This is a genomic window from Clostridium cavendishii DSM 21758 (genome assembly GCF_900141845.1).
Lineage (GTDB): Bacteria > Bacillota > Clostridia > Clostridiales > Clostridiaceae > Clostridium_AG > Clostridium_AG cavendishii.
The window spans coordinates 37,082-50,338 of the sequence record NZ_FQZB01000012.1; the positions used below are offsets into that span (position 1 = coordinate 37,082).

The window sequence follows — 13,257 nt, forward strand, 5'->3', positions numbered from 1 at the left end:
ATAATGCTACATTAGATTTTTCTTTCTTGATTTTGTATTCACTTTATTTATACGATAGCCAAAGCTTAATAATATATATTTAGATTGAACATATCTAAAATGAAACAATATAATATAATAAATAATTAATTTGAGGAATATATTTATGTACTCATTATTTCCATGTTATAAACCTACTACAAATATTGTTATAGATACTGCTAATACAACACGTATACTAGGTGAAACTCCATTCAAATTTAACAATTATGTTACCAAATTACTATATCCTACACCAAAAGTAGGTTGGAGACCTAATGCTGTTATACTTGTTCCTTTAACTTCTTATCATTACGGATTACTTGCATCACCAGTAATACACTTTCCAATAAATGCACCATTAATTTTTACAAATAAAGATTACCTTTTACAAGAAAACTTTGATGAAATTATTAGATTATCCCCAACAGGTAAAAATGTACCTGCTCAAGTACTTATAGTTGGACCAATATCTACAGTAATTGAGGTTCAACTATTAAATTCAGGATTGTCAGTTACTCGAATTACTGGAAATGATCCTATTATTGCTGCTACTGAAGCAATGGAATTTAGATATTCTATTCCATCAGCTTCTATGGAAGGTAACAAAAATCTAATGATAGTTTCTGCAGAAAATTTTAAAGAGGCTATTCCTGCAGCTTATTTTTCTGCCCATATGGGAGTACCTATACTTTTTACTTATAAAAACAAATTGCCGGAGGCTACAAAACAAAAGTTAATTAAATATAATGATAAAAATGTATTTATTATTGGTAGTGAACTTATAATTTCAAATGAAGTTTTAAATGAAATAAAAGATATTGTAAAAGGCTATGTAGATAGAATAGATGGAAACACACCTTATGATGTTGCAGTGAATTTTTCAAAATACTATTCGGATGAAGGAATGTTTGGCTGGAATATTAATGAAAAAAATGGCTGGGCATTTTGCTTTGGAAATCCTGATAATTGGGTCTATAATCTATCTTCTTGCATATTTGCACATATTGGTAAGCATTCTCCTCTTTTATATGTAGAAGGCGCAAAAATACCTAGAGTAACAAATGATTATATATTAACATTAAAGCCACCTCAAAAAGAGCCGCCTAAACCTCCATTTATGCATGGATATATACTTGGAAATTATTATCAAATACCTGAAGAGATGCAATTTTATATTGAGCAATTAATAACTGTATAACAATAATTTAAAGAATATTATATTAAATATAAAAAGGTATGGAGATAATAAATTACTCTAATACCTCCATACTTTTCATATCTTTATATAGCTTCTATATTTATAACATCATAACCTACATCATCAATAGCGAACTTTATATCTTCATCCTTTATATCTTTAGTGGCTTCAATTATAGCTGATTTAGAAGCTAAATCCACCTCTACATTTGTAACACCATTAAGTTCTATTAGTGCTTCTTTAACATGATTTACACAGTGTCCACAACTCATACCTTCAATTAATATTTTCTTTTTCATTTTTATTCCTCCTAAAATTTTATATTTATTTAATTGGTTTAAAGCTTTTTAATCTTAATGCATTTAATAAAACTGATACCGAACTAAAACTCATAGCTGCCGCTGCAATTATTGGATTTAGAAGTGGGCCTCCCAAAATATAAAGAATCCCCATAGCAATTGGAATACCTAATGTATTATAACCAAATGCCCAAAATAAATTTTCTTTTATGTTTGTGATAGTCTTCTTACTTAACTCAATTGCAGTTGCTACATCCATTAAATCACTTCTCATAAGAACTATATCAGCTGACTCCATAGCAACATCTGTACCTGACCCTATAGCAATTCCAATATCAGCTTGCGCTAAAGCTGGAGCATCATTTATCCCATCCCCAACCATCGCTACCTTTTTGCCTTCTGCTTGAATCTTTTTAACCTCATTTGCTTTATCTTGTGGAAGAACTTCAGCTAAAATTCTATCTATTCCTACTTGACTAGCTATTGCCTCAGCTGTTCTCTTGTTATCTCCTGTAATCATTACTACTTCTATGCCCATTTGATGAAGTTTTTCTATTGCTTTTCTACTATTTTCTTTAACAGTATCTGCAACTGCTATAATTCCTGCAATCTTTTCATTTATGGCTATATACATAGGTGTTTTACCTTCACCTGATAATTTATTTGAAGTTTCTTCTAATCTTTGTAAATGTATATTATTTTCATCCATAAGCTTTTTATTTCCAAGTAAGATTTTTTTACCGTCTATTTCAACTTCAATACCATGACCTGGAATAGCATTGAATATATTAACTTTCTTAAATTCTAATCCTTTTTCTTTTGCCCCTTTTACTATTGCTTCCCCAAGTGGATGTTCAGAACCTTTTTCTGCAGATGCGGCAAGACTTAATAAATCATTTTCTGTTATAACATCTGTAACAACTATATCAGTAATCTTAGGCTTACCTTCAGTTATAGTTCCCGTTTTATCAAATACAATAGTCTTTATCTTATGAGCTGTTTCTAATGCAACTCCACTTTTTATTAAGACACCATATTCAGCTCCTTTTCCAGTTCCAACCATTATAGCTGTTGGTGTTGCTAAGCCTAATGCACAAGGACATGCAATTACCAAAACAGATATAAATATAGTTAAAGAAAATGTTACTGTTTCTCCAGATATATACCATGCAAAGCCTGATATAATAGCAATTCCTATAACTACAGGTACGAAATAGCCTGAAATTATATCAGCTAATTTGGCTATAGGCGCTTTAGAACCTTGGGCCTCTTCTACTAGTTTGATAATTTGTGCTAAAGCTGTATCTTTGCCAACTTTTGTTGCTTTATATTTTATTGAACCATTCTTATTTATACTAGCGCCTATTATTTTATTGCCTATAGTTTTTTCTACAGGTATACTTTCTCCTGTAAGCATAGACTCATCTACAGATGTCATTCCTTCAATAACTTCTCCATCTACAGGCATCTTTTCACCTGGTTTAACTAAAATTATGTCACCTACTTCAACATCTTCTATAGAAATCTCTATTTCTTTACCATCTTTTATTATTATTGCAGTCTTAGGGGCAAGTCCCATTAATTTTTTAATAGCTTCTGATGTCTTCCCTTTTGTAACTGATTCTAGATATTTACCAAGAGTTATAAGAGTTATAATAACTGCTGCTGATTCAAAGTATAAATCATAAGCATAATGTACGTTACCTCCAAAAATCTGTACTATAGCAAATATTCCATATAAGAATGCTGCTGAAGTTCCCATTGCAATTAGAGAATCCATATTAGGATTTCTTTTTATTAATGACTTAAAACCCATTCTAAAAAATCTGTTACCCGCAATCATAACTGGAATTACTAAAGCTAATTGTACTATAGCAAATACCCTAGGACTACTCATAGGATCAATAAAACTTGGAAGACTATATCCAAATTTTTCTCCTACCATATGTCCCATAGAGATAATTAGTAGCGGTATAGTAAATATTAAGGAAATAACAAATTTTTTCCACAATAGTTTAATCTCTTTTTCTTTCTTTTTTTTATCTTCGTCTATAGTAATAACTTTTTCCTCAAATGCTTTATATCCAGCCTTTTCTACAGCCTTTTTTATATCAGAAATTCTAAGCTTTGAAGGTTCGTAACTTATACTTAATTTTTCTGTTGCAAAATTAACATTTGATTCTATAACTCCATCTAATTTTTTTGTTACTCTCTCAACAGCTTTAGCACAAGCTGCGCAAGTCATACCTTCTATTTTTAACACATTTTCTTTAGATTCAATAATAGCCTTGTATCCTGCTTTTTCTATTGCTACTTGAATATCTGATATGGCTACTTTTGATTCATCAAAACTTACATTAAGTTTTTCCGTAGCAAAGTTTACATTTGCTTCAGAAACTCCTTGAATCTTTTTAGATACTCTCTCAACAGCCTTTGCACAAGCTGCACAGGTCATACCTTCTATTTTTAATGACTTAATTGTCATATATTTGCCCTCCTTGTATGTATCAATTACAAGATTGTTACATATTTCAAAAACTTACTTATTTATTATTTTAGATAAAAGATCTATAATTTCATCTATTTTTTCATCACCATTATCCATTTTAACTGCATCCTTAACACAATGATGCATATGCTGTTTTAAAATTAACATGTTCGCCTTTTTCAAAAGAGCTTGAGCTGCAATTATTTGATTAGATATATCAACACAGTATCTCCCATCTTCAATCATCTTTATAATACCTTCAATTTGTCCCTTTGAAGTTTTTAATGATTGTACCGCTTTTTTTCTTTCCTCGTTCATATTACGCCTCCTTTACCCCCCCTCCATAGGGGGGTGTTATTAGTATAATATATATATATAATAATTTCAAGTGGATTTTTACTTTTTTATATTATCTATTTTTATTATTTAATCTATATCTTTTTCATCACCATATTATCTTTACTTGTTTTTCAAAGCATTCAACTACTATCTTCAAGTCTATTAGTAGTAAACCACTCCTTTACAAATACTTTGGACTTAAATACAAACTTCTCTTCTTTGTAAATTTCAAAGAGCTTTTACCTTATACAAATAATTGCATGTCTGAATTTAATGCATTTTTTAAATAATCTGTAGCGGTTATAATTTCAAGTTCTGGAATAAACTCTTCTTTTTTAAATCCCATAACTTCTACAGACATTTTGCATCCATAAAATTTAACTCCTTTTTTTCTTGCACCTTTTAAAAAATCTATAAGCTTTGGGGCTTCCGCATTTTCCATCATCTTCTCAAGCATTGATTTACCTATATTAGCCATATTCATTTTTGATAAAGGGAGTTCTTCTGGTCCCTTTGGAGTTATTGAACTAAACATTTTTTCATATGCTGTTTTATCTTCTAATGTCATTTTTTCTGGATTTCTTAAAATGAATAACCCCCAAAAAGCACAAAATATAGTTACCTCAACATCCAGTTCTCTTGCTGCATTTGCAATAGTTAATGCAGCTAATGCCTTATCATATTCTCCACTAAAAAGAAGTAAATTTAATCTTTTTCCTTTTACACTGCTATCACTCAACCTAATCACCTCTAAAGTTTATTTTATACAAAAACTAATTACATTATGTAGCTTAAGTTCTATTTATAATTTTATACTACATTTCGTGTAATAAATTAAAATAAAGAAATATTTAAATTGGTCATAGCAATTATATTAAGAAAAAATCAAAATCTATAAATAAACAATTTATACAAGAATATTATAAATTACCCTTGTACCAAATAAAATATAATTGTAGATATAAGTATCAAAACAATTAAATAAAATATTAAATTACTTAATTTTATTTCATCCTCTCTAAAGATATCGACCTTTTCTTTACTTTTACTAAAAATTAGTTTATAAGCAATCAATCCAATAATGATTAAACCTAGACTTAATAAATGTGAAATTGAAAATGGTCCCCCTATACCAGGATTTATTCTAAAAAACTCAACTATCCCTCTTATTATTGAGAATGCAATTAAGTAGATAAGAAATAATTCTCCTTGAAATTTCTTCTTATAGCTCCTTTTCCATAGGATTATAAATAATATATAATCTAAAATAAACTCATACACCTGTGCAGGATGTAGTACTTGTCCATTGTAATTAATTCCCCATATCATTACATTTGTCATAGGTTTGCCAAACACATCACAACCTACTCTACCAATTCCCTGAGCTAATGGCAAAGCCATAGCTATTATATCTGCAAGTTTAAGGAAAGATATTTTACTCTTACTACAATAAATATATCCTACTAAAATAGCTGAAAAAATACCTCCATGTATTGATAATCCTCCTTCATTTATCTTAATAATCTCGGAAGGGTTATTAAGATAAAATGTTAAATTATAAAATAATATATAAAATAATCTAGCTCCTATAACTCCTGATATAACTACAATTATTACTAGGTTAAGAATAATATCTTCACTAATACCAACTTTTTCACCTTGTTTTATTGCAAATAAAGTTCCCATAATTATAGCTACTGCAATCATAATTCCAAAAAAGTATATATGAATTGGTCCAATACTAAAAAGTTCCTTCATTTTAAATCTGCCCTTCCTTAATCTTTATTAAAACAAATCTTAAATCTAGTTCCTACGCCTTCTTCGCTTTCTACATCTATAGTAGCTGAATGAATTAACAATATATTTTTAACAATAGTTAATCCTATTCCGCTTCCTTCAATTTCATTTCTACTTTTATCTCCCCTGTAAAGTCTTTCAAATACAAAAGGTAAATCTTCTTTCTTTATTCCTATACCATTATCTAGAACCTCTACTATAATATTTTTATTACTTGATCTTATACTTACTAGAATTTCGCCATTACTCTTGGTAAATTTAAATGCATTTGATAATAGATTTATAAATACTTGCTTTAATTTATCTTTATCAGCATTTATCTTATAATCTTTATTAGATTGTTTAGTACACTTAAGAGTTATATTTTTATTTTCAGCTATCATATAAAAATCTTCACATATACCTTGTATTAATTCATCTAAATATAAGACTTCAAAATTGAGTTTTATACTTTCTGACTCAAATTCCTTTAATGCATTTAGATTATTTAATAGCCTTCCAAATCTAATTACCTCTTCATTTAAAGAAATTAATCTATCTGTTGAAACTTCAAAAACTCCATCTATCATAGCCTCTAAATTATTTTGAAGCACATTTAAAGGAGTTCTTATTTCATGTGATATATCAGATACTAATCTCTTTCTAAGCATATCCTGATGCTTTAATTTTTCAGATAATACATTAACACTCATTCTTAAATCTTCTAATTCTTCAATATTACTTTTTTTATCTAATTTAGTCCCTAATTTTCCTCTTGATATCTTTACTGACATATTAGCAATTTCTTTAATAGGAACTGAAAATTGCTTTGAAAAATAAAGACTTATAAAAATAACAATAATTAAAGTTAATCCTCCACTTAAAATTATACTTTTATTTATTGAATCCTTAAAATTTATATCATCTTCTGATAACAGTACAGATGAGTACTGCCCAATATCTACGTATCCAACTACCTTACTATTAATTTTTATTTCAAAAACTTTGGAGGTATAGACTCCTTTATCCTTTACTAACATCATATCTAAATGTGTTTTGTTTTGAATATCCTTTGAATCCATTCCCCATATAAGATTTTTATTCTTATCAAGTAATGTTAAGCAATAGTTTCCCATATAAGCCTCATGCATTAATTCAATACCTGAATTCTTATTCCACTTTCCATCTCTTTTATAAACTTCTACAAAATAATCTACAATTCTTTCATATCTTTTATTTTGGATATCTATCATATATTCATTAAACTTTTTGCTTATTGTTACATTTACAAACATTGTTATTAATAATATTGATAAAACAGAACATACAACAAACAAGAAACTTAACTTTTTTCTAATAGTTTGCATTTAAATCTCACCACCAAACTTATATCCTGCCTTTGTCACTGTTATAATATACTTAGGATTTTTAGTGTCTTTCTCTATTTTTTTACGTATATTTTTTATATGAACATCAATAGTTCTATCATATCCATCAAAGTCCATACCAAGCACTTCATCTATAAGCTTTTCTCTTGAGAACACGTTTCCTTTATTTTTTACTAAAAAATATAATATATTAAATTCATTCGGGGTAAATGAAATCTCTTCACCTTTTAATTTTACAAGCCTTTTATTATAATCAATCACTAAATTACCATCATCAAAATATAAATTTGACTCATCATTTTTAGCTAATACCCTTCTAAATAATGCATTAACTCTTGCAACCAACTCTCTCGGACTAAATGGTTTTACTAAATATTCATCAGCTCCAATATTTAATCCTTCTATTTTTTCATCTAATGTACCTTTCGCAGTAAGGATGAATATATGTACATCAGACTTTTCTCTTATTATTTTGCATACTTCCTCTCCTGTTATATCTGGAAGCATTAAATCAAGAATTATTAATTTAAACTCAATTGTTTTAATAATCTCAATCCCTTTTAATCCTCTAGTAGTGCAGTAAATCTTATAGCCCTCTTTTTCTAAATATGCCTTCAATACTTCTGACACCTTATCTTCATCTTCAATTATTAAAATATTATGCACCTTCTCCCCTCCTTTCTTATAAATTCTAACTAATTATATTTTTGTATATAATGTATAGTTTGTATAATATCCTAAATATATATGTTGCAATCAAAATTCTATATTTAATTAAATATCCAAAAAAAAGTAGCTTAAAAATAATTTCAAAATTAGATTATAGAAAACATATTACAATATATATTTTTTAAAATAATAAACCAGATTACAAAATACTTTTTATAATCTGATTTGTATAGCTTGCATTATTTAGTGATTTTTGTAAATTTAGTCATTGTATTTACTTTCACAACAGCTACTCTTTTTATTATTTCTAATCATCATTGTAACCATTAAAAACATCATTACTGGACATAAAAATGGTAATATTTTTGCTATTGTTGCTCCAGCACTAGGATTCAGTTTTGTTATAAGGGGTAAAAATCCTATAATGACCATAGGAAATCCACAGCAAAGAATCATATGTAAAATATGTTTTAATCCACTATGTTTGTTATTTACTTTAGTTTTATGGTAATCCATATTTGTTCCTCCAACATTATCAAATTTAAAAATAATTATTTTTAACTATATTCTATACTATTTATATAAAGATTTTATGAAGAGTTATTATACTTAATTATTTTAAAAATTCAATAATACATATCCTAGAATAATTAAAAAATTAGCCATTAAATATTTTATATCCTCTTATTTTAGTACTTTTTTTCTCTTATATTGATATTATTATTTGTTCCTTACCCTGTGAAATAATACTTTATATTGATTCATGTTTGTTAAATAATAAAGAGCAAAATATATCAGTATTAAGAAAAATCCAAAAGAGATTGTAAATTCTATAGCATAATTTTTGGAACTTCCAAAAATACTATTAATTACTGTTGTTGGTTTAACCACTATATCCCAACTATTCCAACGTACAAATCTTCCTAAATATATTCCAAAGCTACTAAGGAACATAATAAACACTACAAAAAGCCATCCAATACATTTATTAAATTTATCTATAAGTAACATTTGTATCATATATAAAGAAATAAATCCAAGTAAAAAACCTGTTAAAATAAATAATGCAATCATTATAAAATCATACCATAGAATAAAATTCATACTATAACCTAGATTCCTAAAATAATATTCTATTCCACTTAAATGAATAAAATCTGTTACTATATATGGCGAATTAGGATAAAAAACAACCCAAACAACACCTAAAATTAATAAGTAAATCTTTCTAAATATATTTTGTTTGTAAAATGCATAAGTATATCCTATTATTATTGAAAAAATTAAAGGAATCCATGCAAGAAATAGATTCCAAATCAAAAATTTATACCCTATGCTACCAAATATAATCTTTCTGAAAAGTAGCATTACACATCCTGAAAATGATAAAAATAAATAAATTCCTATAATTTCAAAAATGTGCCTATATGCTTTTTCGCTTTTGGATAAATTCATATTATTTACCTCCGTTAGTTTTTTAAATAAATTATTTATATTAAATTTAAAAATTTTAATAATATCACTAGAATCATATATACAATTAAAAATATACATTTATATTAATAACTTATCCTCCATTGTCCTAGTTTTGTAATTTTTGTATTCATATAATATAAGTTACTGTTTGTAAGTAACCATTAAATTATTCCATTAAAATAGAAGTAAAAAGAGTATAAAATTTATTATTATACTTTTGATTTTGTTTATAATATTCTAATGTACTGGTATCGTTAGTTATGTGACTATAAAATTTTCACATATAGCCATATATTAATTAAAGGAAGCACCAAATGAAGTGCTTCCTTTAATTAATTTTTATATTTATAATTTATTTAACTTTTTTTCTTTTTTAAAATTTTTTGTTTTTGAAGTACCTGCTTTTTTTACATCATTAGTTTTAACAGTATCTTTTATCTTTGCTGCTATTTGATCATTTGTAAGTCCAGTAGTATCGATCCCAAGTTTAGCTGCTCTTGCTTGTAATTCTGCAGTTTGTTTTGCTAATCCATTAGCTTTAATTGCATCTTTTATTTTTGACTCAACTTTTGCTTTATAATTATCCACTTTGTTAGTGTTTTTATCTAGAGCAAAAGCTTGTACAGAACATCCTGTAGATATTGCTAATCCTATTCCTATTGTTAATAATTTTTTCTTTATCATACTTATCTACTCCTTCGTAAATAGTTTTTTTAATTTTTATGTTCTTAATATAACTTATTATCTATGTAAAAATCTCCGCAAAATTGTGGCAAGTAATTTAAGTAAAATAAAAGAATAATGAATTATAAAACTTAAATAAGTTGAAAAATTATATATTTATTACTAAAATTTTTAAAATTTAAATATAAAAACAAATTAACGAATTATATTATATAATCCGTTAATAATTTTAATTTACTATTTACCTCAACAAATTTATTAATAAAATTAATATGTTAAAATTAATAATTTGTTATTTACAAAAGATGGTTCATAACCATGTTTCCATAAAGTAACATATGCTTCAAATGGATTGTTCATATCATGTTTCTCAGCTAATGGCCACATGATATATCTTGCTACATTATAATCACAAGCAATATGGTATAAAGGTTCAGCAAAAAATGTGAGTGGATTTTTAGAAATTTCTGATTTCAAGTCTATAAACCAATCTCCCTTTAAGTCATATAACTCACACTCTAATATATCATCATAATCGTATTTTTCGTCAAATTCATTTCTACTAATTATATTAATTTCAAGATTATCATAATTAATAAGACTTGTCTCATCTAAGTCTCCCAAAATATCATTAATAGATTCTGCATATTTAAGCGCAATCTTTTGTAATTCTATATTAGATATTGTCTTATCTTGTTTAGGAATAAAATAACCAGATATTGATCCATCATCATTCTCATAGTTATCTGCAGTTACATCATAAATCATTTTCAATTTATTATACATTTCATTTCCATGTGGAAATGGAGAAAAAAATTCTTCTAACTTTTTATATTTATTAGGTCTAAAATAGTGAAGAAAAAATGTTGGTATTGGTTCATCTCCATACATGTCAATGCTTTCTTGTTCTAAAAACATTTCTTTTAAATCTAAATTTTCTTCTAATATTTTTTTCCACTCAATTGGTATTTTCATAACATTCCTCCTTAAGCTAGTTTTATTAAACTTTATTATCATAAACAAATTATAACATATTCTCCAATTAACATATTGTTTAATTTTTAAAGAAATTGTCTTAATTATAATGTGCAAATTTAAAATAAATAACAAAAAAAGAAGACTGTATTAAAATCACTCTAACACAGGCTCTTACACTATATTCTTAAACGAATTCTTTATCCTATAATTATATTAGGATCTATTTTTTGTATATCATTATAAAATTTAAACATTAAACCTGCAGTAGTGGCTTGAGCCATTGTCAGAACCATTGAAGTAATTAGCTTAAACCTAACATGCTTATTTTTTACATTCAGATGCTTTCTATATATATTAATTGCCTCTTTACTATTAAAATCAATATAATAGTTTAAGGAATCAAGATATATTCCACCTTCTTTTACTTTAAACTCATCATAAAGAGTATGAGTTCTAATCACCCAATTTTCATAACTTTTATGATCTTTTAATAAGTGAACATTAGCATGCTGTGGAACTGTCAAATCTTGAATCAAATGACAAGCCGCACCTAAATAGAACATCGCATTTTTAATATCACCATGTAAATATTCATTTAATGCTTGGGTGTAATACTTTATGCATTCTTTTTTTGCATCACTACTTCCATATAACCCTTTGTTATTGTAAGGGTTATAAAAATGATTACTACTTTTCAAATCCTGATCAGCCCAAACTACACCTTCATTTATATCATTTATATATGAATTCATAAGGCTATAAGCTTCTATATACCCATCATTTTTTAATATTATTAAAGATTGATTATTTATAAATTTATGTACCTTACATTCAGCTTTCATTATTCTCTTTTTTATAGGATTTACAGCTTTTAGTGCACTTTTAAATGCATATGAATAAGATTTTTCTATAATGCTCATAATTACCATCCCTATCAATATCTTTATATTCTAAATTATTATAAACATAAATGTAAATATTATTCATAGAATATATAAGTTTATTTTAGCTTTAATAATTTCATTGACTTATGTGCACTTCCATATGCATTAATAATATCATCATTTGTAAGACCTGCCTCCTCTGCAATATTATATGCTTCACCAAAACACCCTACATCATTAGATTTATGTGCGTCACTTCCTAGTGAAAATTTAACACCTAAGTTCTTTAACCTTTTTATTGTGTCAATATCCATATTTTTATGAGATCTGTTAATTTCAAAAGCAGTATTTCTACAAACTGCCACCTTTCCAACTTCAATAATATCTGGATTAACATGCTCTACTGGATGATTTAATATAGTGATATCATATCTTTTTATAGCATTAATTACAGCTTCTGTATAGTTTTTCTTTATAAATGAAGTACTTAAAGTTCCACGATGATATCCAGCACAAATTATATCTAGGTATTCTATTATTTCATCATTAACATCTATATCTCCATTTTTACTAATTATATTACATTCTACACCAAGAAGAATCTTAAAATTATTCTCCTTTAATACTAAAGTATTATTAAGATCATCAATTAATTTACGTATTTCTCTATATTGATACGATTTCATTCCAAAAGCAATATGTCTATACCCGTGATCTGTTATAGCAATTTCTTTTAATCCTTTTTGTATTCCAGCTACAGCATTTGATTCAATGCTTCCTTTGGCATGATCACCAAAAACAATATTGAATAATGGAATATGTCCCTTACCTAGATTAGTATGAGTATGATAATCTGCAATAATATTAAAACCCATTTTATCGCCTCCATATCCTATTGTCTTTAAATTGTCCCTCTAGTTATCAAGCTTATCTATTAAGTTGAAAAAATTCTTTATAAATATTCTTAATTGAAACTTTTTATTATGAGTGTATTACAAATAATAGTCTTGACATTACTTTTCTTTATTATTTAATATTTTTATATATAAAGTTAAAT

Annotated in this window: 14 protein-coding genes; 1 reads left to right on the top strand and 13 read right to left on the bottom strand. The window is 26.6% G+C overall.

The features are described from left to right. The first annotated feature begins 145 nt into the window (after window positions 1–145). On the top strand, window positions 146–1,219 hold the full coding sequence (locus tag BUB01_RS13940; protein ID WP_072988997.1) for a cell wall-binding repeat-containing protein: 1,074 nt from the start codon (window positions 146–148) through the stop codon (window positions 1,217–1,219). A gap of 83 nt (window positions 1,220–1,302) precedes the next feature. Here the strand turns inward: BUB01_RS13940 and BUB01_RS13945 are convergent, their stop codons facing one another. The 13 genes from BUB01_RS13945 to BUB01_RS14005 form a co-directional block, all read right to left on the bottom strand. Then, window positions 1,303–1,518: a heavy-metal-associated domain-containing protein gene (locus BUB01_RS13945; RefSeq protein ID WP_072988999.1), complete on the bottom strand. Its 216-nt coding sequence runs from the start codon at window positions 1,516–1,518 to the stop codon at window positions 1,303–1,305. A 25-nt stretch (window positions 1,519–1,543) separates the two neighbouring features. Continuing rightward, on the bottom strand, window positions 1,544–4,003 hold the full coding sequence (locus tag BUB01_RS13950) for a heavy metal translocating P-type ATPase (RefSeq protein ID WP_072989002.1): 2,460 nt from the start codon (window positions 4,001–4,003) through the stop codon (window positions 1,544–1,546). Window positions 4,004–4,057: 54 nt separating this feature from the next. Next, on the bottom strand, window positions 4,058–4,324 hold the full coding sequence (locus tag BUB01_RS13955) for a metal-sensing transcriptional repressor (protein WP_072989005.1): 267 nt from the start codon (window positions 4,322–4,324) through the stop codon (window positions 4,058–4,060). Between the two features lie 265 nt (window positions 4,325–4,589). After that, on the bottom strand, window positions 4,590–5,084 hold the full coding sequence (locus BUB01_RS13960; protein WP_072989008.1) for a DsrE/DsrF/DrsH-like family protein: 495 nt from the start codon (window positions 5,082–5,084) through the stop codon (window positions 4,590–4,592). A gap of 188 nt (window positions 5,085–5,272) precedes the next feature. Next, entirely contained in the window at window positions 5,273–6,103 is an 831-nt protein-coding gene (gene lgt, locus BUB01_RS13965; RefSeq protein WP_072989011.1) for a prolipoprotein diacylglyceryl transferase, read from the bottom strand. 17 nt (window positions 6,104–6,120) lie between these two features. Then, a complete protein-coding gene (locus BUB01_RS13970) occupies window positions 6,121–7,488 on the bottom strand; it encodes a sensor histidine kinase (protein ID WP_072989016.1) in 1,368 nt (455 codons plus the stop codon). After that, window positions 7,489–8,175, bottom strand: coding sequence for a response regulator transcription factor (locus BUB01_RS13975; protein WP_072989019.1), 687 nt, complete (start codon window positions 8,173–8,175; stop codon window positions 7,489–7,491). A gap of 264 nt (window positions 8,176–8,439) precedes the next feature. Beyond that, the gene (locus tag BUB01_RS13980) at window positions 8,440–8,694 is read right to left on the bottom strand and encodes a hypothetical protein (protein ID WP_072989023.1); all 255 of its coding nucleotides are present in this window, start codon (window positions 8,692–8,694) and stop codon (window positions 8,440–8,442) included. Between the two features lie 204 nt (window positions 8,695–8,898). Continuing rightward, on the bottom strand, window positions 8,899–9,633 hold the full coding sequence (locus BUB01_RS13985) for a DUF1361 domain-containing protein (protein WP_159433251.1): 735 nt from the start codon (window positions 9,631–9,633) through the stop codon (window positions 8,899–8,901). A 366-nt stretch (window positions 9,634–9,999) separates the two neighbouring features. After that, window positions 10,000–10,338: a hypothetical protein gene (locus tag BUB01_RS13990; RefSeq protein ID WP_072989028.1), complete on the bottom strand. Its 339-nt coding sequence runs from the start codon at window positions 10,336–10,338 to the stop codon at window positions 10,000–10,002. A gap of 267 nt (window positions 10,339–10,605) precedes the next feature. Continuing rightward, the gene (locus BUB01_RS13995; RefSeq protein ID WP_072989031.1) at window positions 10,606–11,313 is read right to left on the bottom strand and encodes a hypothetical protein; all 708 of its coding nucleotides are present in this window, start codon (window positions 11,311–11,313) and stop codon (window positions 10,606–10,608) included. 200 nt (window positions 11,314–11,513) lie between these two features. Continuing rightward, window positions 11,514–12,236, bottom strand: coding sequence for a zinc dependent phospholipase C family protein (locus BUB01_RS14000; RefSeq protein WP_072989034.1), 723 nt, complete (start codon window positions 12,234–12,236; stop codon window positions 11,514–11,516). 80 nt (window positions 12,237–12,316) lie between these two features. Continuing rightward, window positions 12,317–13,075, bottom strand: a complete 759-nt coding sequence (locus BUB01_RS14005; RefSeq protein ID WP_143152501.1) for a PHP domain-containing protein — start codon at window positions 13,073–13,075, stop codon at window positions 12,317–12,319. Window positions 13,076–13,257: the final 182 nt, after the last annotated feature.

Excerpts from the sequence above, each read along its gene's own strand:
- BUB01_RS13970 (WP_072989016.1), bottom strand. The coding sequence starts at position 7,488 with ATGCAAACTATTAGAAAAAAGTTAAGTTTCTTGTTTGTTGTATGTTCT.
- BUB01_RS13950 (WP_072989002.1), bottom strand. The coding sequence starts at position 4,003 with ATGACAATTAAGTCATTAAAAATAGAAGGTATGACCTGTGCAGCTTGT.
- BUB01_RS14005 (WP_143152501.1), bottom strand. The coding sequence starts at position 13,075 with ATGGGTTTTAATATTATTGCAGATTATCATACTCATACTAATCTAGGT.
- BUB01_RS13995 (WP_072989031.1), bottom strand. The coding sequence starts at position 11,313 with ATGAAAATACCAATTGAGTGGAAAAAAATATTAGAAGAAAATTTAGAT.
- BUB01_RS13980 (WP_072989023.1), bottom strand. The coding sequence starts at position 8,694 with ATGGATTACCATAAAACTAAAGTAAATAACAAACATAGTGGATTAAAA.
- BUB01_RS13940 (WP_072988997.1), top strand. The coding sequence starts at position 146 with ATGTACTCATTATTTCCATGTTATAAACCTACTACAAATATTGTTATA.
- BUB01_RS14000 (WP_072989034.1), bottom strand. The coding sequence starts at position 12,236 with ATGAGCATTATAGAAAAATCTTATTCATATGCATTTAAAAGTGCACTA.
- lgt (WP_072989011.1), bottom strand. The coding sequence starts at position 6,103 with ATGAAGGAACTTTTTAGTATTGGACCAATTCATATATACTTTTTTGGA.
- BUB01_RS13985 (WP_159433251.1), bottom strand. The coding sequence starts at position 9,633 with ATGAATTTATCCAAAAGCGAAAAAGCATATAGGCACATTTTTGAAATT.
- BUB01_RS13990 (WP_072989028.1), bottom strand. The coding sequence starts at position 10,338 with ATGATAAAGAAAAAATTATTAACAATAGGAATAGGATTAGCAATATCT.
- BUB01_RS13955 (WP_072989005.1), bottom strand. The coding sequence starts at position 4,324 with ATGAACGAGGAAAGAAAAAAAGCGGTACAATCATTAAAAACTTCAAAG.
- BUB01_RS13945 (WP_072988999.1), bottom strand. The coding sequence starts at position 1,518 with ATGAAAAAGAAAATATTAATTGAAGGTATGAGTTGTGGACACTGTGTA.